This is a genomic window from Nonomuraea sp. NPDC051191, assembly GCF_044455665.1.
Classification (GTDB): Bacteria; Actinomycetota; Actinomycetes; order Streptosporangiales; family Streptosporangiaceae; genus Nonomuraea.
The window spans coordinates 353,451-377,349 of record NZ_JBITEZ010000011.1 but is presented as its reverse complement, the minus strand read 5'-3'; the positions used below and the strand labels follow the sequence as shown (position 1 = coordinate 377,349).

The following is a 23,899-nucleotide window of genomic DNA, read 5'->3' as shown; positions in this document are numbered from 1 at the left end:
CTCATCCTCCTGTCGGCCAGGATCTGCCCGATGTGGTCGAAGCGGAGGGGGCGCTGCCGATCCGCGGAAGCTAGCCTGACGCCGTGACCTCCGTTCTGCTGTGGTGCGTGCTCCTCGGCGTCGCCCTTCTGTACGGCGCCGCCGTCCGGAGCACGGCCGGGATCACGGTCGCGGTCGCGGCGGGCCTGGTGGCGGCGGCGACGGTCGTCGCGGCGGTCCGCGGATGGCCGCCGGAGGCGTCGGCGGGCGTGGCGTTGTCGGCGGGCGGGGTGGGCGCGGTCGTCTGGGCGTTCGGGCGGGCGCACCGGCGGCGCCGGACCCGGCGGGAGGCGCTGGCCGCGCACCGGGCGGCGCGGGCGCGGGCCGGCGAGGCGGTGGCGGACGCCGTACGCCTCAGGATGGCCGCCGAGCTGCACGACACCGCCGCGCACCGGCTCACCGGCATCGCGGTGGCGGCGGCGTCCGCGCTGCACGTGGCCGATCCGGCGCTGCGGGAGTCCGCCCTGCGCCACGCCGGGGAGGCCGCCGGCCTGGCCCGCGCGGAACTGGCCGGCGCGCGGGCCGCCGCCCCCGGCCTGGCGGCGATCGACACCCTGGTCGAGGACTGGGCCGTGCCCGGCGGAGTGCGCTACCGCAGGACGGCCGCCGCCGCGTCCCCCGAGATCGCGGCGGCCGCCTACCGGGTGGTGCGCGAGGCGCTCACCAACGCCGCCCGGTACGCGACCGGCGCCCGGCTGGAGATCGCCGTCCTGGCCGGACCTGGCCGCCTGACCGTCGAGGTGAGCGACACCGGAGGCGAGGGGAAGCACGGCGACCTCGGCACCGGCCACGGCCTGTCAGGGCTGGCCACCACCGTGGCGTCCTGCGGCGGCACGCTCACCGCCGGCCCGGACACCGGCGGCTGGACGGTCCGAGCGGCCTTCCCGGCCCCCATCGGACCGGTCCCCATCGGACCGGCCCCCGCCGGACCGGCCCCCGCCGGCCCGGCCCCCGCCGGACCGGCCCCGCTCCGCGGGGCGTGGTGGCGCGGGCGGCGGGCGTGGGACGCGGCGCTGGCCGGGCTGGCCGTCGCGTTGACGATAGGGGCGAGCCTGCTGCCGGGAGGCACTCCGGCGCCGCGGGACTTCCTCGTGCTCGGCCCGCTCTTCGTCCTGCACGCCCTGCCCCTGTGGTGGCGGGTGCGGCGGCCCGGGTGGAGCCTGGCCGCGATGTTGTCGATCTATCCGGTGGCGATGGCGGGCTGGACCCCGACCCCCGCGGGCGACCTGTTCCTCTGGGCGTGGTGGGTGGAACTGGCCCAGCTCTACGCCTTCGGCGCCCACCACCCCAGGCGCAAGGGCGTGCTCGCGATCGTCGCCGTCGGCCTGGTGGGCGGCCTCGCGCTGGCGTTGGGCCCGGGCATCTCCGGGAACCGGACGGCCGTGTGGGCGGTGCTCGCGGCGGCCGTGGCGCTGCTGTCGGCCCCGGCGTGGGCGGCCGGCGTCCTGGTCGGCGGGGCGAGGGCGCGGCGGCGGGCGGCGGAGACGGCCGAGCGCGACCTGCTCCGAGGCCGGCTGGCGGACGTGGCCCGCGGCGAACGCGAGCGGATCGCCGAGGGCCTGCGCGGTACGGCGGTCCGGCACGCGGACGCCGTCGTCGCGGCGGCCGGGAAGGGCGACCTCCAGGCGGTCCTCGACGCCGCCCGCGCCGGGATCGACACCCTCCGGCGGCTGCTGGACGAGCTGCGCCGCCCCGCCGGAGCCGACGGCCCGCCGCCGACGCTCGCCGGGCTGGAGGTGCTGGCCGCGCGGCGGCAGGCGGGCGTGCGCCACGTCGGCGACTTCGGCGGGCTGGCCCCCGAGCTGGAGGTGGGCGTCTTCAGGGCCGTCGAGGAACTGGGCGGGGAGCGGATCACCGTGTCCTACCTCCCCGAGGGCGTCCTGGTCGAGGGGACGGCGGCCCGTCGCGCCCGGCGGCGGCTGCACGCCCTGGCCGACGGGTACGGCGGCGCGCTGGCCACCGGCGGCCGCGACGACGTGCGGGTATGGTTGCCCAGATGATCAGGGTGATCGTCGTGGACGACCAGGCGGTGGTCCGGGCCGGGATCGCCGCGGTGCTGGCCGCCGAACCCGACCTCGACGTGGTCGGGCAGGCCGCCGACGGGGAGTCCGCCGTGGCGCTCGCCGCCGAGCTGCGGCCGGACGTGGTGCTCATGGACGTCCGGATGCCCGGCCTCGACGGGCTCGCCGCCACCGCCCGCATCACCGCCGGCACCCCCGGCGCCAGGATCGTCGTGCTGACGACGTTCGGGCTGGAGGAGTACGTGTTCGGGGCGCTGCGCGCGGGCGCGTCCGGGTTCCTGCTCAAGGACGCCGAGCCCGCCCGGGTCGTCGACGCGGTGCGGGTGATCGCGCGCGGCGACGCGCTGCTCGACCCGGTGATCACCCGGCGGCTGCTCGAACGTTTCGCCGCGGCGGCCGACCCCGGCCCGCCCGCGCGGGCCGACGGGCTCACCTCCCGCGAGCGCGAGGTGCTGGGGCACGTCGCGCGCGGGCTGTCCAACGCCGAGATCGCCGCCGTCCTGGCGCTCAGCCCGGCCACGGTCAAGGATCACGTGGCGGCGATCCTGGCCAAGCTCGGGGTGCGCGACCGGCTGCACGCGACCATCCACGCCTACGAGTCGGGCCTGATCCGTCCCGGGGCCGGCTGACCCCCGCCGCCGGGCGGGGGTCAGGTTCGATCGCGGGCAGGAGGAGAGGCGGCGCCCGCCTTCCTAACGTTGTGCCGTATGAAACGTGTGTCAGGCGCGATCCTGCTGGTGGGCGCCGAGATCGCCGCGGTCGCCGCCGGGGCTCTGGCCTTCCTGCTCGTGGCGGCCGTGACGGCCGCCGTGCCGCTGTTCGCGGGGGCGGGGGTGCTCGCCGTCGCCGCCGTCAGCGGGCTGCTCGGACGTCCCGCGCTGCGGATGCTCGGGCTGCCCCGGCTGGTCCTTCCCTACGTGGTGGTCAACACCGTGGCCCTCGCCGCCCTCGCCGGGCTGGCGGCCTTCCGTCCCTTTCCCGTCCCGCCGCCCGCCGCGACGCCTCCCGGGGTCGCGTTCTGGCAGCTCCCGACGGGCTCCCGCCTCGCCTACGTCAAGCTCGCCGGGTCCGGTACGGCGGACCGCCCGCCCGTGATCTTCCTGCACGGCGGGCCGGGAACGCCCGGCGAGGGTCTGCCGGAGGGCAGCGAGGACCTGGCCGCCGCCGGGTTCGACGTCTACGCCTACGACCAGCTCGGCGCCGGCCGCTCGACCCGGCTGGCCGACCCGGCCGGTTACACGGTCGCCCGGCACGTCGCCGACCTGGAGGCCGTCCGCCAGGCGCTCGGCGTCCCGAAACTCATCCTGGTCGGCAGGTCGTGGGGCGGCACCCTGTCGGCCGCCTACCTCGCCGCCCACCCCGACCGGGTCGCCAAGGCCGTGCTCACCTCGCCGGGCGCCATCTGGGAGCCCGCCTTCCCCGGCGGCGTCGGCAGCCCGTGGGACGGCCTGTCCGCCCCCCTCCAGGCCAGGGCCGACGCGCTGACGAGCTCCCCGCGGATGCTGGTCCAGTCGCTGCTCCTGGGGGTGAACCCGGCCGCGGCGCGGGCGCTGGTCCCCGACGCCGAGGCCGACGCCCGGATGCGCGCGCTGCTGCTCGTGGCCAAGGACGCCACCGGCTGCGCGGGCGCCGAACCCGCCCCCGTGCACGGGAACCCGCCCGGCTTCTACAGCAACCAGGTCACCGCCGAGGACGCCGCCGCCCTCCCCGACCCGCGGCCCCGGTTGCGCCGGGTACGGGTGCCGGTGCTCATCATGCGCGGGCAGTGCGACTACCTGAAGTGGGAGGTCACCTACGACTACCGGCACACTCTGCCGGACTCGACCCTGGTGTACGTCCCCGGCGCCGGCCACTCGATCGCCAACGGCCGTCCCGACCTCTACCGCGGCCTGATCGGCGCCTTCCTCCTCGACCGCCCGCTGCCCGTCCCGGCCTACACCGGCACCACCGACCCCGCGGGGTCCTAGATCTGTCCTAGATCCGCCGCCGCGCACGCGCTCGCGGAGACGACGGCGATCTTAGGATGCGGGTGACCCACGGCCCGGTCCGGCCGGGCGGGGCGGGAGGAGAGATCGCGTGCAGCAGGACGAACGGCTACGTCACAGCTCGTCATTCGGAGCCGCGGCGGCCGCGTACGCCGAGCACCGCCCCGACTACGCGCACGCCGCGGCGGCCTGGGCGCTGGAGGGCGCACCGGGGCGGCGGGTGCTCGACCTCGGCGCCGGCACCGGCAAGCTGACGGCGACACTGACCGGGATGCTGACCGGGCCCCTGACCGGGACACCGGCCGGGACGGGCGTCGAGGTCGTCGCGGTCGAGCCCGACCCGGAGATGCTGGCCGAGCTGCGCCGCGCGCTGCCGGACGTCCGCGCCCTGCCGGGCAGCGCCGAGGCGATACCGCTGCCGGACGCCTCCGTCGACGTGGTGCTGGCCGGCAACGCGATGCACTGGTTCGACATGGCCGTCGCGGGCCCCGAGATCGCCCGGGTCCTCGCGCCGGGCGGCGTCCTGGCCGGTCTGTGGAACGTCCTCGACGACGGGATCGACTGGGTCGCCGGGCTCGCCCGGGTCAGCGGGGACGAGGCCGTCGGCCCGCGGGACACGCCCGCCCGCTGGCGCGCCGAGACGGCCGGGATGCACCTGCCCAGGACGGGGGCGCCCGCTCGGTTCGGGTCGCCGGAGCAGGCGGAGTTCCCGCACGGGCAGCGCCGCACCGCCGACTCCCTCGTCGAGACGCTCGCCACCAGGGCGGGGATGCTGGTCATGCCCGAACAGGAACGAACGGCGCGCCTCGCTCGCATCCGCGCCTACCTCGCGAGCCGTCCCGAGACCGCCGAGGGCGAGTTCACCCTTCCCATGCTGACCGCCGTGCTGCGCGTCCGGCGGTTGTGACCGTCACGGCCACGAAGGGGCCTTCACACGCCGCTCGATCCGGGCAACAGTGATCACAAGGCCGGGGACGACGGCCAGAAGGGAAGTGCCGATGTCCGGCGCGCCGCTGTACGACACCATCGGAACCGCCTACACCGCGACGCGGCGCACCGATCCGCGCATCGCCGAACGGATCTGGGCCGCGCTCGGCGACGCCCGGACCGTGCTGAACGTCGGCGCGGGCACCGGCTCCTACGAGCCGCCCGGCCGGTACGTCCTCGCGGTGGAGCCGTCGGCGCTCATGCGTTCGCAGCGCCCTCCCGGGGCGGCGCCGTGCCTGGCGGGGGCCGCCGAGCGCCTGCCGTTCGACGACCTGGCCTTCGACGCGGCGATGGCCGTCTCGTCCGTCCACCACTGGCCGGACGTGATCGCGGGGCTGCGCGAGATGCGGCGGGTCGCCCGCCGCGTGGTGGTGTTCACGCACGACACCAGTGCCGCCGGCTGGCGCGACCGGTTCTGGCTCTCGCGCGACTACCTGCCCGAGGTCATGGACCTCGTGGCCGGCCGGCCGCCGGTGACCGAGCTGGCCGACGCCGTCGGAGCCCGCCTGGAACCGGTGCCCATACCGTGGGACTGCGCCGACGGCTTCTTCGAGGCCTTCTGGCGGCGGCCGGAGGCGTACCTGGAGGAGAACGTCCGGCGCGGGATGTCGGTCTGGTCCAGGCTCGGCGCGGACACCGAGCGGCGCGTGGTGCGCGACCTGGGTGACGACCTCGCCTCCGGCCGGTGGGCCGAACGCAACCGGGACCTGGCCGGCCTCGACGAGGCCGAGCTCGGCCTGCGCCTGCTGATCGCCTAGCTGAAACCGACCAGCCCGGCCCCGGCCCCCGCCGGGGCCGGGCCGTCTCAGCGGTTGCGCAGGATGACCTTCCCGACGGTACGGCGGGCCGCGAGGTCCGCCAGGGCCTGGCCGGCCTGCGCGAGGTCGTACTCGCCGCCGGTCATGGGACGCAGGCGTCCGGCGGCGGTGAGCTCGATCAGGTCGGCCAAGGGCGCGGCGGCGGTGCTGCCGGGCGGGCGCAGGTGCGCGCCCAGCCAGTAGCCGCCCACAGCGATGTTGCGCTCGCCGAGCAGCCCCGGGTCGATCGGCCGGGGATCGAGGCCGCCCGAGGCCCCGTACGTGATCAGGCGTCCGAAGGGGGCCAGGGCGTGCAGCGCCGCCTCCAGCAGCGGCTCGCCCACCGCGTCGAGCACCACGTCCACCGGGGCGCCGCGGTTGGCCTCGACCAGGCGGCCGGTGTAGCCGTCCGGGGCGCTGTCGACGGCGGCGTCCGCGCCGAGGCTCAGCACCAGCTCCCGCTTGTCCGCCGTGGACGCCGCGCCGATCACCCGCCCGGCCCCGGCCTCCTTCGCCAGCTGCACCGCCAGGTGACCCACCCCGCCCGCGGCGGCGTTGACCACCACGCTCTCCCCGGGCGCGACCCGCGCCGCCGTACGGACGAGATGCCACGCGGTCAGGCCCTGCACCAGCAGCGCCAGCGCGGCGCCGGCGGGCAGCTCCTCGGGGATCTCCACCGCCTCCTTCACCAGCGCCTTCGTGGCGTAGGCCCGCTCGGCGAAGGCGAGCACCCGGCGGCCCTCCGCCGTCCGGCCCACCACCTCGCCGCCCGGCACGAACGGCAGTTCCGGCGGCAGGTACGACCCGCGCAGCCGCTCGATGTCGGCGAAGTTGAGCCCGGCGGCCTCGACCTCCACCAGGGTCTGGCCGGGGCCCGGCACCGGATCGGGCACCTCGGCCAGGGTCAGCACGTCGGGTCCGCCAAGTCGTTCCGCACGCATCACTCTCATGCCCCAGACGCTAGGGGGATCGCGAAAGCCCAGCCAGGAGGTGCCGTTTCTGGTTGACGCGGAATGCATGAAGACCTTTCATACGTTGCCGTGCCGTGGACGATCTCACCGCGGCGGAGCTCCGCGTCCTGGTCGCCGTCGACGGCGAAGGCAGTGTGTCGGCGGCCGGCGTACGGCTGGGGCTGACCCAGTCGGCGGTCTCGCACGCCCTGCGCGCCGCCGAACGGAAGATGGGAGCCGTCCTGTTCCAGCGGGGACGGGCCGGCGCCCGGGCCACCCCGGCGGGGGAGGCCGCGGTCGGGCACGCGCGGCACATCCTGCGGCTCATGGAGGTCATGCGGGCCGACACGCGCACCGCCGGCCTCGGCGAGGCCACCGGGACGATCCGGCTGGCCGCCTTCCGCAGCGCCGCCTTCCACCTGCTGCCGCGCGTGCTGGTCCGCTTCGGGCAACGGCACCCCAAGGTCACCGTCGACGTGCGCATCGTGCCGGACCTGGGCCGGGGCATCGCGGGCGAGGTGGCCGACGGCCGGGCCGACGTGGGCGTCGTCTCCCTGCCGGTGTACGTGGACGGCCTGGTCTGCGAGGAGCTGTACGAGGAGCCGTACGTGCTGGCCCACCCGCTGGGGCATCCGGACCCGCGGTCGCTTCCCATGATCGACTGGCACGAGAACTGCTCCGGCGAGACCCGGCGCTGGCTGGCCGCGCAGGAGTGGATCCCGCCCGGCGACATCACGGTCGAGGACGACGGGGTCGTCATGTCGATGGTCGGCCACGGGCTCGGCGCCGCGATCGTGCCCCGGCTGTCCACGGTGGACGCCCCGGCCAGGGTCGCCATGGCCGAACTCGGCGAGGGCGCCCCGCGCCGCCGGGTGGGCTACGTGACCACCCGCGAGCTGACCGGCTCCGCGCTCATCCGCGACCTTCTCGGCGAGCTGGGCGCCCTCCGGCCCCCCGCGGCCGTGCGAGCGGCCACCCATCCATGAGCCGCCGCTGACGACCGTTTGGCCGTGCGCTGGCTCGCCATGGGTACGGTCCCTGTCATGGAAGAGGTGCCGCCGGCGACGAACGACATCGTGGACCGGCTGCTCGGCGCCGCCAACGTCCACGACGTCGAGGCGGTGCTGCGGTGTTACGCGCCGGACGCGGTCGTGGTGAGCCCCGAGATGGAGGCGGGCAATCCCGAGGAGATCGCCTCCTACTTCACCCAGATCTGGGACGGCTTCCCCGACCTGCGCTTCACCCTGTGGGACACCGTCGCCGTGGGGGACACGATCGCCACCGAGCTGACGGCCACCGGGACGCACACCGGCCCGTACCTGACGGTCGGGGGAGAGGTGCTCGCCGCCACCGGCCGCCAGATCACCGTACGGGCCTGCTGGTTCTGGGACCTGCGCGACGGGCTCGTCTCCAGCCAGCGCCTCTACTACGACCAGCTGGAGATCTACGCACAGGTCGGCCTGCGCCTGCCGCTGCCCTTCGAGGGCCCCGGGAACGGCGGTCCTGAACCGTCCTGAAATGCGGCTATTCGCGTGATATGTCCGAGCATGGGTAGGGAGGCGCCACATCAGGTCACTTCGTCGTGGCCCTTTCTAAGGAATCAAGCATGAACGACTCGCACCCTTTCAAGGCCGCCGTGGACAAGGTCGTCGACGCCGTCACCGACCGTGACGCCCCGAAGCCGGCCGAGATCCCGGGGGTGCCCGGCAGCGTGCCGCCCACGCTTGAGGAGCCGACCGAACCACGTGGCCCGCTGCCGCCCAAGCCCGACCAGCGCGGGCCCGACACCGTCTCGCCCACCGGGCAGCCCACCGGCGCGTCGCCGGACCAGGTGGCGCAGGGCGGCGAGTACCTGACCACCGCCCAGGGGGTGCGGCTGCGTGACACCGACCACTCGCTGAAGGCGGGGCCGCGCGGCCCGGTGCTGCTGCAGGACCACCACCTGCGCGAGAAGGTCATGCACTTCGACCACGAGCGCATCCCCGAGCGGGTGGTGCACGCCCGCGGCGCCGCCGCCCACGGCGTCTTCCAGGCGTACGGCACCGCCTCGAACATCACCAAGGCGGCCTTCCTCGCCGAGGACGCCAGGACCGACGTCTTCGTACGCTTCTCCACCGTGCTCGGCTCGCGCGGCTCGGCCGACACCGTACGCGACACCCGCGGCTTCGCCACCAAGTTCTACACCGCCGAGGGCGTGTTCGACCTGGTCGGCAACAACATCCCGGTCTTCTTCATCCAGGACGGCATCAAGTTCCCCGACGTCATCCACGCCGGCAAGCCGCACCCGGACCGGGAGATCCCGCAGGCGCAGAGCGCGCACGACACGTTCTGGGACTTCGTCTCCCTGCACACCGAGGCCACCTTCCACACGATGTGGAACATGTCCGACCGGGGCATCCCGCGCTCGTTCCGGATGATGGAAGGCTTCGGCGTGCACACCTTCCGCCTGGTCAACGCGGCGGGGGAGACGACGCTGGCCAAGTTCCACTGGAAGCCCAAGCTCGGCGTGCACTCCCTGACCTGGGAGGAGGCCCAGATCGCGGGCGGCGTCGATCCCGACTTCCACCGGCGCGACCTCGCCGACGCGATCGAGGCCGGCGCGCACCCGCAGTGGGAGCTGGGCATCCAGGTCTTCCCGGACACGCCGGAGCAGATGTTCGAGGGCATCGACCTGCTGGACCCGACCAAGATCGTGCCCGAGGAGCTGGCCCCCGTCCATCCGGTCGGCCTGATGACGCTCAACGCCAACCCGTCGAACTTCTTCGCCGAGACCGAGCAGGTCGCCTTCCACGTCGGGCACCTCGTGCCGGGCGTCGACATCACCGACGACCCGCTGCTGGCGGCGCGGCTGTTCTCCTACCTCGACACGCAGATCACCCGGCTGGGCGGGCCCAACTTCGCGCAGATCCCCATCAACCGGCCGCACGCGCCGGTCAACGACATGCTGCGCGACGGGTTCCACCAGACGGCGGTCCACCGGGGGGTGGCGCCGTACCGGCCCAACTCCCTGGACGGCGGCTGCCCGTTCCAGGCCGGGGCCGGGCAGGGCGCCTTCGTCGAGGTGCCGCTGGAGGTGGCCGGACGCAAGGTGCGCGAGGCGCCCGCGACGTTCTCCGACCACTACAGCCAGCCGCGGCTGTTCTGGCTGAGCCTGTCGCCGATCGAGCGCGAGCACCTCATCAGCGCCTACACCTTCGAGCTGGGCAAGTGTTACGAGCAGGCGGTCAAGGAGCGCCAGCTGCGGGTGCTGGCCAACATCGACCCGGTCCTGTGCCGGCAGGTCGCCGACGGCCTCGGACTGCCCGCGCCCGAGCCCACCGTGGCGCTCGCCGACCCGCCGCCGAGCCCGGCGCTGTCGCAGGTCGGCCGCCAGTGGCCGCTGGACGGCCGGGTCATCGGCATCGTGGCGGACGAGACCAGCGACCTGGGCGTGGTGGACGCCGTCCGCCAGGCCGTGCTCGACGGCGGCATGACCCCGCTCGTCATCGCGCCCAAGGGCGGCATGCTGGGCGGCACGCTGGCCGTCCAGCGCACCTTCGCCACGGCCCGTTCCGTCGAGTTCGACGCGGTGCTGCTGGCCGGGGCGCCGGCGCCGGGCGACGACGCGTACGGAGCCCGCGACGCCAAGGCCGGCGACGGCGGGACCCCGGTGGACCCGCGCGTGCTGCTCCTGGTCGGCGAGGCGTACCGGCACGCCAAGGCACTGGGCGGCTGGGGCACGGCCGAGCAGGCGCTGCAGGCGGCGGGCGTCCACGCGCAGGCGCCGGGCGTCGTCACCGGGCAGGACGGCGAGGGGGTGCTGCGCGACGTGCTGGCCCTGCTCGCCCTGCACCGGGTCTGGGACCGCTTCCGCATCCACCCCGACGTCGCCTGACGCGTCACCGCCGCTCGTGCCCGGCCGCCCGAGCGGCGGGAAAACCGGGTGCGGCGGGCCGGCGGGGTGGTGTGTGATCGGGGGATGACGATCGAGATGGGCCGGCCCGGGATCGACGGCCTCGGTGACGTGGCGCGGACGCTGGGGGAGTGGCAGCACGACGCGGAGCCCGTGCAGGTGCATCCGGGCGACCTGGGATGGTTCTGGCGGTTCGGCGCGGCCCGGACGGCGGCGGCCACCCGCACCTGGAGCCGCGCAGGGAAGGTCGTGGCGGTCGGGCTGCTGGACGGCGCGGACCTGCTGCGGCTGGCGTTCGCCCCGCACGCGTCACGGGACGAGGAGCTGGCCCGGCGGATGGCCGGGGACGTGTCGGCGCCCGATCGCGGCGTGCTGCCCGAGGGCCGGGTGTACATCGAGGCCCCAGAGGGCGCGCTGGTCCAGGACCTGTTGCTCAAGGACGGCTGGGCGATCGGCGAGCCGTGGACGCTGCTCCGGCGCGACCTCGGCGCCCCCGTGCCGGATCCCGGCGTCCGCGTCGAGGCGGCCGGGCCGGAGCGGGCGCACGAGTGGGCCGCGGTGCTGCGGGCGTCGTTCGACGGCTCGACCTTCACCGAGGAGCGCTGGCACGCGATGGCGGCGGGTGCGCCGTACGCGGGCGCGCGGTGCCTGCTCGTCCGCGACGAGCGGGGCACGGCGGTGGCGGCCGTGGCGGTGTGGCAGGCGGGCGAGGGCAGGCCGGGGCTGATCGAGCCGATGGGCGTGCACCGGGCGCACCGCGGGCACGGATACGGCCGGGCCGTCACGGTCGCCGCGGCCCGCGCGCTCCAGGAGTCGGGGGCCTCCAGCGTGATCGTGGGCTGCCCGAGCTCCAACACCGGCGGCGTCGCCACCTACCGGTCGGCCGGTTTCGAGCGGCTGTCGGAGAGACGGGACGTGTTCCGCGACGCCTCCTGAGCCCTCGGGCGAACGCCGGACCCGCGGATTCAGCCGGTGTGCAGGGTACGGAAGCGGCCGGGGTCGGCCGGGTCCCGGTCGGCGACCTGGATCGGCGGCCAGGCCCACTGCCGGACGCCGATGCCCGGCACACCGGAGAACCTGATCGGCCCCCGCGTGCCCTCGACGGCGACGTCCGGCCACGCCCCGGCGACGCGCGCCCGCTCCACGCCGTGGGAACGCAGCACCTCGGCCAGGACGGCGACCGTGTCGTAGCCCTCGAAGGCCACGAAGGACGGCTCCCCGGCCAGCCGCTCGCGAAGCGCCGTCCCGACCCGCACACCGAGGGGGCCCAGACGCTCGGGCAGGTAGCGCAGGAACGGGATCCCGGCGCCGTCGCCGCCCAGCGAGCCGGCCCACCCGGCGAACTCCGGTTGCCCGGCCGGCGCGCCGATCAGCATCCCGGCCAGCCGCCGGTCGCGGCGGACGGCCCTGACGATCGGCACCGCCGGCTCGGGCTGCCCGACCAGGAGAAGCAGGGCCGTCGCGCCGCTGCCGGCGAGTTCGTCGCAGAGGGCCGCGGGGGTGAGCGCGGTCATGTCGAGCTCGACGACCGTGCCGCCGCGGGCGGCGAGGCGGTCGCGCAGGATGCCGGTCCCCGACGCCCAGTAGACGCTCGGCTGGGTCGCCACCGCGACGCGGCCGTGGCCCGCGTCGAGGAGGAAGTCCGCGTAGATCCGCCAGCCGCGTGACTGCGCGGGGGCCAGGCGCGCGACCCACTCCGTCGGCTGTTCGGTGAGCGCGTCGAGAACCGCCGACGAGCAGAGGAACGGCAGGCCGAGCGCGTCGGCCCTGGTGGCGGCGGCGCGGGCGACCACGCTGTGGTACTCGCCGGCCAGCGCGGCCACGCCCAGGCCGGCCAGGTCGTCCACGGCCGCCGCGGCCCTGTGCGGGTCGGCCGCGGTGTCCCGGACCACCAGCTCCAGCGGCCGTCCGCCGATCCCGCCGGCCTCGTTGACCTCGTGGACGGCCAGCTCCAGCCCGGCGAGCAGGTGACGGCCCGCCTCGACCCAGCCGGGCGGGGTGAGCGGGACGAGCGCGCCGATCCGGACGGGTGATCCGTCGGCCCGCCCGGCCCCCGGCTGCGATGGTGGCGTGTCCATGTGCGTGACGTCTCCCGTCTGATGATCCGGTGGCCAGTATGCCGGGGGCGCGGCGTCGGGAGGGCCCCGGGGGGCAGTACGACGATCTTGCACGGTCCGCCAGCGCGTGGCGTCCACCTCTTGTCGTGACTCTCCGTTATTTTTCGAGGTGGATGAGGGGGATCCGTAGTGACTGATTCACGTGGGACCGTGTCCCGCAGGCTGTTCGTCAGCGGCATGTTCGCCGCCCTGGGCACCGTTCCGGTGGCCGCCGCCGCGGCTTCGGAGGGGACCGCCGCCGTGGCGCCCGCCAGGAGGGTGCTGCGGGCCGCGCCCGCCACCGTGTCGCTGGGCGGACAGGAGGTGTCCACCTGGGCCTACGACGGCGTGCTGCCCGGCCCGACCATCCGGGCCACGGCCGGCGGCACCGTACGGGCCAGGCTGGTCAACGACCTGCCCGCGCCGACCACCGTGCACTGGCACGGCATCAGGATCGTCCCGGAGATGGACGGCGCCCCCGGCTTCTCGCAGCGGCCGACCAAGCCCGGCGGGACGTTCGACTACGTGTTCACCGTCCCCGACCCCGGCACGTACTTCTACCACTCCCACGTGGGCATGCAGAGCGACCGCGGCCTGTACGGCCCGCTCATCGTGGAGGACCCGCACGAGCCGCTGAGGTACGACCAGGAGTTCACGGTCCTCCTCGACGACTGGCAGGACGGCGTCAAGGGCACTCCCGACGACACGCTGAGCGCCTTGAGCACCACCCCGCACGACGACACCCTGAGCAGCCACGTCCTCGGCGGCACGTCCGGCCACGTGCGCTACCCGTACTACCTGGTCAACGGCCGCACCGCGGACGAGCCGACCGTCTTCCTGAGCCGTCCCCGCGTCCGCGCCAGGTTCCGGGTGATCAACGCGGCCGCCGACACGGCCTTCCGGGTCGCGCTCGGCGGCCACCGCCTGACCATCACCCACACCGACGGTTTCCCGTGCAAGCCGGTCACCGTGGACACGGTCGTGGTCGGCATGGGGGAGCGCTACGACTTCGTCGTGACGCTCGACGCGGGGGCGTTCCCGCTGATCGCGATGGCCGAGGGCAAGAGCGGGCGGGCGTTCGCGGTGGTGCGGACCACGCCCGTCGCGCGGACGCCGTCGCCGGACGGCGAGGTGCCGGAGCTCCAGCGGAAGCAGCTCAGCTACGACGACCTCCAGGCGCGCCGCTCCCACCAGCTGCGCCCGCCGTCCAGGACCGTCACCGTCACGCTCGGCTGGCGCCAGCGCGCCGACGGCGGCAGCGAGTGGCCGCTCAACGGCCGCCTCGCCGACGACCCGCTGCGCCTGCGGGTCGAGCGGGGCGAGACGATCAGGATCGTCCTGCACAACGACACGCACATGTGGCATCCGATGCACCTGCACGGCCACACCTTCCAGGTCCGGGCGACCGAGCGTGGCGGGCCGAGGAAGGACACCGTGAACGTGATGCCGTACAAGCGGATCAGCATCGACGTGCACGCCGACAACCCCGGCGAGTGGATGTTCCACTGCCACAACCTCTACCACCAGGAGCAGGGCATGATGGGCGTTCTCGGCTACGGCAAGCCCCCGCGCCGCAAGCACGTCATGACCCACTGAGCGGCGCCCGCGCGGTCGTGTGGAGGTGACCGGCGGCGGCGGCGAGCAGAGACGTCCCCCAGAGCAGGAAGACCGGGTACGTCCCGGCGAACCCCCAGCTCCCGTCGAGGACCTCCGCGCCGCCGCCGGGCGCGCACGCGCGGGTGACGCCGAACGTCAGGCAGCTCGTCATCATCGCGCCGTACTGGCCGACCAGCAGGCCGACGGCCGCCGCCGGGACCACCGCGAGCCCGCGCGGCACCCGCCGCCCTCCCACGACGGGCACCCACCGCGGGAAGATCTGCCCCCATCGGGCGATCAGCCCCAACGTGAGCAGGCCCCCGGCCACCGGCCCGGCGACGAGCAGCGCCCAGAACACCGCCGAGCCGCCCAGCTCCGCCAGCCCCGCGCGGGAGCCCTCCGCCACGCCGAGCGGCAGGCCCAGCCCCCACAGCAGGTGCGGGACCGAGAAGCCCAGCACCGGCAGGCCGGCCGCCGTCCAGGTCGCCGCCCTGGCCCAGAGCGCGGGACGGACCGTCCCGTCGGCCCGGCGTTCGTGCGGTCGCGCGGCGGTACGCGTGCCGAACCGGACGGTCGCCAGCGCCACCAGCACCCCCAGCGCGGCGAACAGCGCCTGCCGGACGAGCAAGGGGTCGTCGAGCTTGCCGAACGCCACCCGCATGACCAGGTTCCCGGGCGCGACCAGCGCGAGCGCGGCCGCGGCGGCCCAGCCCGCGGCCAGCAGCGCCGGCCGAGTGGTTGATCTCATGGCCGTCCACGGTAGGCCGGGCGGCCCGCCCGCGGTCTCCCTCCCGAGGGGGAACCGGCTCCCCCGTCAGGGGCAGGATCACGCGAGGTCGAGCGGTCGGCCGGACGATCCGCAACTCCTGCGGCGACAACGCCGTCAGCCGCCCGGTGGCCTCAGCCGGGGACCGGGCCGCCGGCCCGCCGTACGGCTTCGGTGAAGGCGTCGTACGGCAGGCCGCCCGCGCCGCTCCACATCTTCTGGGCCAGGACGGCGAAGGTCGGCTCGATCAGGTCGCGTACGTCGTCCTCGGTGTAGGGCGCCGCGGTGATGTCGTTCCACACCGCCGACATGGCGCCGAGCAGCCGCGGATCGCCTGGGGCGACGCTCTGGCCGTCGGGGAAGACGTGCGGTGCCCAGTGCTCGTACAGGTGCTCGCCGTCCAGGCCGTCGGGGTGGTAGTAGGTGGCGGCCGGGACGACGTACAGCAGGGAGTCGCTGGTGTTGATGAAGGAGTGGCCGTCCCGCCCGGCCTCGTGCGGGCCGTACCAGACGGTGGCCCAGCAGTTGACCACCACGTCCCGGTCGTAGCCGTCGGGGACGCCGCCCGCCATCCTCGTCAGGCTGCCCCAGGCGCGCGGGCGTTTGCCCAGCGCCCGCAGATGGGCCGCCATCGCGTTGAAGAACTCCTTGTAGCGCGGCTCGTCGGCCAGGTACTCGTCGGCGCCGAAATGCGCGTGGGGGCCGCGGAACCAGGGGGCGAACTCGGTGAACAGGTCCTTGACGAACTGCGTGGCCGCCGGCTTCGACAGGTCCAGGTGGTCGTCGCCCAGCCCGAGCGAGGGACGGAACCGGACGAGCGCCAGCGCGTGGGCGGGCGCGTCGATCTCGGGGACGACGGTGACGCCGTTGGCCGCCGCCGTGTCCTCGAAGGAGTCCCAGTCCGCCCGGTCGTAGGCGCCGTCGGCCGAGGCGAGCCCGGCCAGCGCGGGGTCGCCGGGCACCAGGCGGAAGCCCGCCTGTACGTCGTCCCAGGTGCCGCCGGGGTCCAGGAAACCGTTGTCGTTGAGGTGCAGCTGCAGCTCGTTGAGCTTGAACCAGCCCATGACGGCCAGCCGCTCGCGGATGAAGCCGGGGGTGAAGAAGCGGCGGCCCACGTCCAGCACGAAACCGCGCACCGGGTAGTCGGGCCAGTCGGCGGCGCCGCCCACCGGCAGCTCGGCGGTGGTGCGCAGGATCTGCAGCAGGCTTCGCGTGCCGTAGAACAGGCCGGTGGGCGTGGGCGCCGAGATCCGGACCTGCTCGCCGGTGACGTCGAGCAGGTAGCCCTCCTCGGCGAAGCGGTCGCCGCCCGCCTCGCACGTCAGCGCGGGGTCGAGGGTCAGGACGACGTCCCCGGCGCGCGCCGGGCCCCCGGCGGCGGTGAGGGTCAGGCCGGTGAGGTGCCCGATCTCCCGGACGAGCCGCTCGCGCAGGGCGGGCTCGTCGCCCACGACCCTGGCCAGCCGGCCGTGCGGGAGGGAACCGGTGCCGCCGTCCCAGTGCTGGAGGCGGGGGACGACGACCGGACGCGGGTTACCCAAGGTCGGCCTCCTCCCGGATCTCCACGACCGGCTCCTGGCAGCCGTCCAGCTCCAGGACGACGATCTCGTTGGCGCCCTCGCGCAGCAGCGGCCAGGGCAGGTAGAGGGTGCGCTGGGGTCCCCGGTCCCAGTAGCGGCCCAGGCAGAACCCGTTGATCCAGACGTAGCCCTTGGTCCAGCCGGGCAGGGCGAGGTAGGCGTCGCGCGGCTCGGCCACGGTGAGCGTGCCGCGGTGGAAGACCGGCCCGGTCGTCGCGCCCGTACGGCCCCACGGCAGCCCCGACACGTCGTCCAGCGGGATCGGCACCGCCTCCCAGTCGTGGACGTACTGGCGTTCGTGCCGCACGCCGCCGACGATGCCCTTGCGGTCGCCCAGCCGCGGCCCGTAGTTGACCCGGCCCATCGACTCGACCAGCAGCTCGACGACCGCCGACGGTCCGGGCACCGCGACGGGCACACCGGTCAGCCGGTCCCGTTCGAGCACCGCCACCGGCTCGCCGTCCACGAACAGGTGCGCCCGGTCGGCCAGGCCGTCCACGTGCAGCTCGTACGGCCGCCGCGGCCCGTGGACGGTGGCCCGGTAGAGCACCAGCCCGTGGGCCAGCCCGAGCTCCTCGAACGTCGGCGGCCGCGCCGAGCGGACCACGTCCTGGGGGAGCGCGTCGAACAGCCGCAGCGACTGCGTCAGCTCGACGGCGCCGGGCGGGAGGGTCGGCGGCAGCGGCTCCGGCTCGGGCACCGGGCCCCGGGAGTGGGCGGCCAGCACCTTCCTGAAGGCCCAGAACTTCTCGGTCGGCGCGCCGCGCTCGTCGATCGGCGCGTCGTAGTCGTAGGAGGTGACGGTCGGCTGGTACTCCCGGTCCTGGAGGTCGCCTCCCAGGTTGGCGCCGGCCCAGGTGCCGAAGTTGCTGCCGCCGTGCGCCATGTAGAGGTTGACCGACGCGCCCGCGGCGAGCATGCGTTCCAGGATGCCGGCCACCTCGGCGGCGTCCCTGGTGGTGTGGGTGTCGCCCCAGTGGTCGAACCAGCCGTTCCAGAACTCCATGCACGCCGGCGGGTCGTCGGGCCGGAAGCGGGCCAGCTCGGCGAAGGAGCCCTCGGGGTCGGAGCCGAAGTTCACCGTCGCCCGCACGCCCGGCAGGGTGCCGCCGGTCAGCATGTGGTCGATCGCGCCGTCGGAGGTGAACAGGGGCACGTCCAGGCCCCGCTCCCGCAGCCCGTCGGCCAGCCAGGCCAGGTAGCGGCGGTCGGAGCCGTAGGAGCCGTACTCGTTCTCGACCTGGATCATGGACACGTTGCCGCCGCGGGTGACCTGCCGGGCGGCGACGATCGGGATCACCTCGTCGAAGAAGCGCCCGACGTGGCCGAGGAAGGTCTCGTCGTGGCAGCGCAGCCGCGCGTCCCGGTCGGCGAGCAGCCACCAGGGCAGGCCGCCGTTGTCCCATTCGGCGCAGATGTAGGGCCCCGGCCGCACGATCGCCCGCAGCCCCTGCTCGGCCGCCAGGTCCAGGAAGCGGCCCAGGTCGGCCCGGCCGGTGAAGTCGAAGTGGCCGGGCCGGGGTTCGTGCAGGTTCCAGGCGACGTACGTCTCGACGGTGTCCAGGCCCATGGCCCGCAGCATGGCCAGGCGCTGCCGCCACTGCTCCGGAAGGACCCGGAAGTAATGCATCGCTCCCGACAGCACCTGAGTCATGCCTTCTTCTCTCTTCTGGTCCGGTCAGCGGGTGACGATCTCGTAGAGGGCGAGGTTGCCCCATTCGAGATTCGCCTTGTGGACGATCAGCCGGATCTTCTGGGTGGTCACCGGCGCGGGCAGCCGCATCGTGCTGGTCTCGACGGTGGCGCTGCTGGTCGGCCAGTCGATCAGGTGGTGGTCGACCTGGGTGACCCAGGAGCCGCCGTCCCAGGTCTGCAACGACACGTCGGTGATGCCCTGCCCCTTGGCCCAGGCGGTGTGCAGGGTGACCTCGGAGACGGCGCGCGGCGCGCGGTAGTCCACGGTGATGTCGCCGGGCAGGGTCACGCCGGTCGAGGCCGAGGCCCACGGCGTGCCGGGGTCGCCGTCGATCAGGTTCTCCAGCGCGGACGCCGACGGGAACGACGAGGTCGCCAGCGGGACGCCGCCGGGCGGCAGGTACGGCTCGGTGGCGGCGGGCACGCTCAGCCGCACCTCGCCGATCAGGAAGCGCCCCTCGCCCGTGACGACCAGCCGGACCCGGCGGGTGGTCACCTCGGCGGGGAGCGTGACGGCCTGCTTCGCGCCGGTCGCCCTGGTCTGCCAGGTACGGCCGTCCTCGGAGGTCTGGACGTCGAACGCGAGGTCCGGCGCGCCGGTCACCTCGACCCGGCTGAAGGTGCGGGGCAGGGCGTAGGTCAGGTCGACGTTGCCGGGGAAGGCCGGCTTGGGCCCGCTCTGCCAGAACGTGGCCGGGTCGCGGTCGGCCAGCCGCTCCAGGTGGCCCTTGGGCGTGAACGTGCTGCTCACCCGGGGGAGCGGGACGGCCCGCTGGTAGGCGCCGAGATCGGGGGCCGCGTCGGGGACGGGCGTGCCGGCCAGGTCGGCGACGGCGGGCAGGCTCACGCCCGCGTCGGACACCGGCGAGCCGTCCAGCGGCCGGTAGCCGGCCAGGCCGCCGGAGCCGGGCGAGGCCAGCTTCGGGTCGGCCACGATCGCCCGGTGGTCGGGCCCCGTCGGCGGTTGCGGCGTGCCCCAGTAGAGGTTGTGGTCGTAGACCGCGCCGTTCTTGCCGTCGAACCCGGCGCCGGCCGCGTTGAGGAAGACGTTGTCGCGCACCTTGACGCCCGCGGCGTCGTTGTAGATCCGCACGACCTTGCCCAGCGGATATTTGCCGGCCCCGGCCAGCGGCGGCTTGACCTCGACCACCCGGCCGTCGGCGTAGACGGTGTTGTTGTGCAGGTCGGTGCCCTGGGTGGCGGTCGACAGCCCGAACACCTCGTAGCCGTCGCTCTCGCTGACGTTGTAGCGGACCACGGTGTCGCGGGTGGGTGCGCCGGCGAAGGAGACGGCGATGAAGAACCCGCCGTCGTTGTGGTGGCTGTAGTTGTACTGCACGAGGCTGCGGTTGTTGTCGGCGTCGGCGTCGAAGCCGTGCCCGTCGGAGCCCGGCCCGTTGAACCCGGTGCCGCTGACCTCGTTGCGCTGGACGACGAGATCGTCGTTGCCCTGCCACCAGATGCCGACGTTGCCACCGGTCGGCTTGGTCCGGCCGGTCACCGCCCGCTCGACCTTGTTGCCCTCGACGAGCGCGCCCTTGGTGTGCATCGGGGTGATGCCGCCGCCGGTCACGTCATGGACGCGGTTGCCGCGGACGACGACGCCCGTGCTCGGCGTCCAGGTGTTCACCTCGCTGTCGGGGATGCCGGTCTCGGCCGGGTAGAGGCTGGTCATGCCGTTGCGGCGGGACCAGGTGGACCACATGATGAACCCGTAGGAGCCGATCTTCGAGATCTCGTTGTCCTCGATGACCAGCCGGTCGAAGAAGGTCGGGACGCTGTCGCCCCTGATCGAGACCAGCAGTCCGGCGGTGGCGACGCTGTGGCCGCCGGCGCCGTCCACGTCGTGGATGTCGAGGTTGCGCAGGGTGACGTCGGCCAGCCTGCCGGCGTCCTTGGCGTACAGGTTGACGCCGGTGCGGTAGACGGGCCGGCCGTCGCTGTTGGTCACCTGGAGGCCGTCCACGACGAAGTCGTGCACGTCGCTGATGGTGACCGCGGCGCCGTCCAGCCCGCCGCCCTCGATCAGCGGCTTGGCGCCCTGGCCGTAGGAGCCGACGGTCGCCGGGCGGCCGGGCGCGCCGGCGCCCCTGATCGTGAGCCGGCCGGTCCAGCGCTGTCCGGCCCTGAACAGCAGCCGGTCGCCGGGGCCGAGCGTCAGTTCGCTCGCCTTGTCCAGGCTCCGCCAGGCGGTGGCCGGGCTCGATCCGTCGGCCGAGTCGTTCCCGGCCGAGGCGTCGACGTAGTAGGTGGTGCCGTTCGCGGCCTGGGCCGGGGTGGCGGCCAGGAGTCCGGCGAACAGGGTCAGCGCGGTGACGATGACGCGCAAGAGGGGGCGTCCTTTCCAGGTCATTTGCCGATCCCGGCGGTCATGCCTTCGACGACGCGCCGGCCGAGCCAGATGTAGAGGATGACCATCGGATAGATGAGGATCACGATCCCGGCGAACAGGCCGCCCCAGTCGGAGCTGTACTGCATGGTCGAGTACAGGTTGAGCAGGGCCGCCGGCAGGGTGCGTTCCTCGGGCAGCGGGGTGATGATCAGGACCAGCAGGGTGGAGTTCCACAGGCCGATCACGTTGAGCACGAGCACGGTCGTCAGCCCGGGCCGGGCCAGCGGCGCGATGACCCGCACGAACGAGGTCAGCGGCCCGGCGCCGTCCAGTTCGGCGGCCTCCTCGACCTCCTTGGGCAGCGACCGGAAGTACCCGGTCAGGACGAACACCGCGAACGGCAGCGACAGGACGACCTCGAACACCAGCAGCGTGATGCGGTTGTCCCACCAGCCGGTGACCCAGTCCTCCATGAACGTGTAGACCGACAGCTTGGCCACCACGATCGGGATCGCCATGGTCTGCAGCGGGATGCTCAGCCCCATGGCGAAGAACCCGGTGATCGGGCCGGCGATCCGCCGCGACGAACGCGACAGCGCGTAGGCGGCGGGCGCCGCGATCGCGACGATGAGGAACGAGCCGAGCGCGGTCAGGACGACGCTGTTGAGCGCCGCGGCCGAGAACTGGCCGGCCTGCCAGGCCGAGTCGTAGTTCTCCCAGGCGGGGGAGGCCGGCAGCGCGAACGGGTGCAGCCACACCTCGCCCGAGGACTTCAGCGACTGCAGGCCGACCCAGGCGACCAGGGCCAGGTTGAAGGCCACCCACGCCCACAGGGCGACGGCCGTCAGGCGGGGCAGCAGGAGGTCGCCCACCAGCCGGGCCAGGGGACGCCTCACCGGGGGGACGGTCGTCATGACAGCTCCACGCTCTCTCGGCGGGTGATGCGGCGGACCAGGACGATGAGCACGATGGTGATCAGGGTCACCACCACGCCCATCGCGGCGCCGGACCCCAGCTCGGGCACGCCGCCCCCGGTGATCACCGTGTACTGCTGCACGGCCACGGTCCTGGCCTGCAGCGGCGGGGCGCCGGGCGTGCCGCCGGTGGTGAAGGCGATCACGATCTCGAACACCTTGAGGCTGTTGACCACCCACAACACGGCGGCGACGGCGAACACGTCCCAGGTGAGCGGCAGGGTGATGTGGCGGAACTGCTCCCACTTGGTCGCGCCGCCGAGCACCGCGTCCTCGTACAGGTGGGGCGGGATGCCGTCCACGGCCGACATCATCAGCGCGATGTAGAAACCGGTGGAGGACCACACCAGGCCGCCGATGACGCACCTGAACACCAGGTCGGGGCCGAGCCAGGGCAGCCCGTCGATGCCCGCCCAGCCCAGGATCTGGTTGACCACGCCGCCGGGGTTGAGCAGGAACCCGACCGCGGCGCCGACCGCGATCGCCGAGATGATCATCGGCAGGAAGACGACGGACCGGATGAAGGCCCGTCCCTTCAGGTGGCGCAGCGCCATCATCGACAGGAACGTGATCCCGAAGACCAGGGCGCCGCCCGCGACCGCCAGCAGGAAGGTGTTGGCGAACGACTGCAGGAACGCGTCGCTGCGCAGCAGCGCCTGGTAGTTGCGCAGGCCGCGCCACTCCATCTCGGCGCCGGGCCCGGCCCACCGGTAGAGGCTGACCCACACCCCGTAGAAGGAGGGCAGCACGAACAGCAGCGTGTAGAGCGCGAGCGCGGGCAGCAGGAAGGGCCAGAAGGCCCGTTCCCGCGCCGGCCGCAGAACCTTGCCGCGGTACGGATCCCGCGACGGGAGCGCCGTCTCCGCAACGAGGGAGCCGTATGCCATGTCAGCCCTTGTTCGCGAGGTAGTCGGCGGTCTTCTTCTTGCCCTGCGCGACGAACTCGGCGGCGTCGATCTTGCCCGCCATGAGCTGGTCGTCCAGGGGCAGCAGCAGGTCGACCCAGTAGGACTTGTCGGCGGCCAGGGTGTCGTAGGTCTTGTGCACCGCGGGCGCCTCGGAGATCGCCTTCTGGACGTCGGCCAGGAAGTCGGGGGCCGGGATGTCGGGACGCGAGGGGATGTTGAGCGCCTCGGTGGAGATGCGGCCCAGGTACTTGCTCTGCAGTGCGAAGGCCAGGAACTCCTTGGCCGTCTCGACGTTCTTGCCCTTGACGTTGACGCCCCAGCCGAGCGCGCCGACCTCGACGGAGTTCTTACCGCCCGCCGGGAGCTGGAAGGAGCGGATCTTGGCGCCGGCCGGGGTCTTCGTCTTGACCTCGCTGGCCAGCCAGGTGCCGTTGATGTTCAGGCTGGAGTTGCCCTGCGCCCAGTCGTCCTGCGCGGCCGGGTACTTGGTGGCCATGTGGTCCTTCTGGAAGTAGCCGCCCTTGGTGAGCTGCTCGACCTGCTTGGCGGCGGCGAGCACCTCGGGCTTGTCCCAGGCCGCGGCGTCCTTGGACAGGGCCAGCAGGCTGCCGGCGCCGTTGGCGCGGACCAGGGCCGAGTAGAACCAGTAGACGTTGTAGAACGGGATGGTCCCGTCCTGGCCGATGCCGGTCCTGCCGTCGGCCTTCTCCTTGTCGAGGAAGGCGATCAGGTCCTCCCAGCTGCGCGGCGGGGTGGCGGCCAGGCCGGGGTGCTTGGCGGCGTCGTACCAGACGGCGGTGGAGATCACCGTGTGCGGGACGAAGCCCATCCCCTTGTCGTCGGAGGCGGCCTGCCGGACCGAGTCGGGCAGCACGTCGCCGACGGTCTTGCCCTCGCCGGGCACCTGCTTGGTGAGCAGGTCGTCCAGCGGGGCGTTCAGGTTCTGGGCCCGCCAGCCGGGCAGGTTGTCGGTCGCGACGTCGAACAGGTCGGGGCCCTGGCCGGCGGCCATCTCGGTGGGCAGGTTCTCGGTGCCCTTGCGGCCGACGAACTTCGCGTCCACCTTGACGTTGTTCTGCTTGGCGAAGTCGTCCAGAATCGCCTTGAAGATCTTGGCCTGCGGCTCCTGCTCGCCCCAGGAGGAGCGGTAGACGAGGGACTTCTGCCCGGCCTGCCCGGCCGGGGCGCCGCTGTTCTTGTTGCCGCACGCGGCCACGCCGAACGCCAGCGCGCCGACCGCCACCAGCGCGGCCGTCCGGGAGAGGACGTTGGTCATGGTTG

Annotated in this window: 19 protein-coding genes; 10 read left to right on the top strand and 9 right to left on the bottom strand. The window is 74.0% G+C overall.

Annotation, left to right across the window (positions count from 1 at the left end):
* Positions 1–83: 83 nt before the first annotated feature.
* From ACIA8R_RS31750 to ACIA8R_RS31730, 5 genes are all read left to right on the top strand, one after another.
* Positions 84–2,039: a sensor histidine kinase gene (locus ACIA8R_RS31750; protein WP_397041708.1), complete on the top strand. Its 1,956-nt coding sequence runs from the start codon at positions 84–86 to the stop codon at positions 2,037–2,039.
* Positions 2,036–2,689: a response regulator transcription factor gene (locus ACIA8R_RS31745; RefSeq protein ID WP_357708560.1), complete on the top strand. Its 654-nt coding sequence runs from the start codon at positions 2,036–2,038 to the stop codon at positions 2,687–2,689. The genes ACIA8R_RS31750 and ACIA8R_RS31745 overlap by 4 nt, the downstream gene beginning before the upstream one ends.
* A gap of 78 nt (positions 2,690–2,767) precedes the next feature.
* Complete coding sequence (locus tag ACIA8R_RS31740) at positions 2,768–4,027, top strand: alpha/beta hydrolase (RefSeq protein ID WP_397041707.1); 1,260 nt, start codon at positions 2,768–2,770, stop codon at positions 4,025–4,027.
* A 109-nt stretch (positions 4,028–4,136) separates the two neighbouring features.
* The gene (locus tag ACIA8R_RS31735; RefSeq protein WP_357708556.1) at positions 4,137–4,952 is read left to right on the top strand and encodes a class I SAM-dependent methyltransferase; all 816 of its coding nucleotides are present in this window, start codon (positions 4,137–4,139) and stop codon (positions 4,950–4,952) included.
* Positions 4,953–5,043: 91 nt separating this feature from the next.
* Positions 5,044–5,790 (top strand): class I SAM-dependent methyltransferase, encoded by a 747-nt coding sequence (locus ACIA8R_RS31730; RefSeq protein ID WP_397041706.1) that lies wholly within the window; start codon positions 5,044–5,046, stop codon positions 5,788–5,790.
* A 47-nt stretch (positions 5,791–5,837) separates the two neighbouring features.
* On the opposite strand, the gene ACIA8R_RS31725 is transcribed toward ACIA8R_RS31730, so the two are convergent.
* On the bottom strand, positions 5,838–6,779 hold the full coding sequence (locus ACIA8R_RS31725; protein ID WP_397041705.1) for a zinc-binding alcohol dehydrogenase family protein: 942 nt from the start codon (positions 6,777–6,779) through the stop codon (positions 5,838–5,840).
* Positions 6,780–6,874: 95 nt separating this feature from the next.
* Between ACIA8R_RS31725 and ACIA8R_RS31720 the strand changes: the two genes are divergently transcribed.
* From ACIA8R_RS31720 to ACIA8R_RS31705, 4 genes are all read left to right on the top strand, one after another.
* Complete coding sequence (locus tag ACIA8R_RS31720; RefSeq protein WP_397041704.1) at positions 6,875–7,765, top strand: LysR family transcriptional regulator; 891 nt, start codon at positions 6,875–6,877, stop codon at positions 7,763–7,765.
* A gap of 57 nt (positions 7,766–7,822) precedes the next feature.
* A complete protein-coding gene (locus tag ACIA8R_RS31715; RefSeq protein WP_357708546.1) occupies positions 7,823–8,296 on the top strand; it encodes a nuclear transport factor 2 family protein in 474 nt (157 codons plus the stop codon).
* Positions 8,297–8,385: 89 nt separating this feature from the next.
* A complete protein-coding gene (locus ACIA8R_RS31710) occupies positions 8,386–10,653 on the top strand; it encodes a catalase (protein WP_397041703.1) in 2,268 nt (755 codons plus the stop codon).
* Between the two features lie 84 nt (positions 10,654–10,737).
* Entirely contained in the window at positions 10,738–11,607 is an 870-nt protein-coding gene (locus tag ACIA8R_RS31705; protein ID WP_364103941.1) for a GNAT family N-acetyltransferase, read from the top strand.
* A 29-nt stretch (positions 11,608–11,636) separates the two neighbouring features.
* Here the strand turns inward: ACIA8R_RS31705 and ACIA8R_RS31700 are convergent, their stop codons facing one another.
* Entirely contained in the window at positions 11,637–12,749 is a 1,113-nt protein-coding gene (locus ACIA8R_RS31700) for an ABC transporter substrate-binding protein (RefSeq protein WP_397041702.1), read from the bottom strand.
* 168 nt (positions 12,750–12,917) lie between these two features.
* Between ACIA8R_RS31700 and ACIA8R_RS31695 the strand changes: the two genes are divergently transcribed.
* Positions 12,918–14,363, top strand: a complete 1,446-nt coding sequence (locus ACIA8R_RS31695) for a multicopper oxidase family protein (protein WP_397041701.1) — start codon at positions 12,918–12,920, stop codon at positions 14,361–14,363.
* Here ACIA8R_RS31695 and ACIA8R_RS31690 read toward each other — a convergent pair.
* From ACIA8R_RS31690 to ACIA8R_RS31660, 7 genes are all read right to left on the bottom strand, one after another.
* On the bottom strand, positions 14,350–15,111 hold the full coding sequence (locus ACIA8R_RS31690; protein ID WP_364103934.1) for a hypothetical protein: 762 nt from the start codon (positions 15,109–15,111) through the stop codon (positions 14,350–14,352). The two genes, ACIA8R_RS31695 and ACIA8R_RS31690, sit on opposite strands and share 14 nt — an antisense overlap.
* Positions 15,112–15,263: 152 nt before the next feature.
* A complete protein-coding gene (locus ACIA8R_RS31685; protein WP_364103931.1) occupies positions 15,264–16,670 on the bottom strand; it encodes a family 20 glycosylhydrolase in 1,407 nt (468 codons plus the stop codon).
* Positions 16,663–18,363, bottom strand: coding sequence for a beta-galactosidase family protein (locus ACIA8R_RS31680; RefSeq protein WP_397041700.1), 1,701 nt, complete (start codon positions 18,361–18,363; stop codon positions 16,663–16,665). The genes ACIA8R_RS31685 and ACIA8R_RS31680 overlap by 8 nt, the downstream gene beginning before the upstream one ends.
* A gap of 24 nt (positions 18,364–18,387) precedes the next feature.
* Positions 18,388–20,733 (bottom strand): discoidin domain-containing protein, encoded by a 2,346-nt coding sequence (locus ACIA8R_RS31675; RefSeq protein ID WP_397041699.1) that lies wholly within the window; start codon positions 20,731–20,733, stop codon positions 18,388–18,390.
* 20 nt (positions 20,734–20,753) lie between these two features.
* The gene (locus ACIA8R_RS31670; protein ID WP_364103922.1) at positions 20,754–21,650 is read right to left on the bottom strand and encodes a carbohydrate ABC transporter permease; all 897 of its coding nucleotides are present in this window, start codon (positions 21,648–21,650) and stop codon (positions 20,754–20,756) included.
* The gene (locus ACIA8R_RS31665) at positions 21,647–22,597 is read right to left on the bottom strand and encodes a sugar ABC transporter permease (protein WP_364103919.1); all 951 of its coding nucleotides are present in this window, start codon (positions 22,595–22,597) and stop codon (positions 21,647–21,649) included. Before ACIA8R_RS31665 ends, ACIA8R_RS31670 begins: the two co-directional genes overlap by 4 nt.
* A gap of 1 nt (position 22,598) precedes the next feature.
* On the bottom strand, positions 22,599–23,894 hold the full coding sequence (locus tag ACIA8R_RS31660; protein ID WP_397041698.1) for an ABC transporter substrate-binding protein: 1,296 nt from the start codon (positions 23,892–23,894) through the stop codon (positions 22,599–22,601).
* Positions 23,895–23,899: the final 5 nt, after the last annotated feature.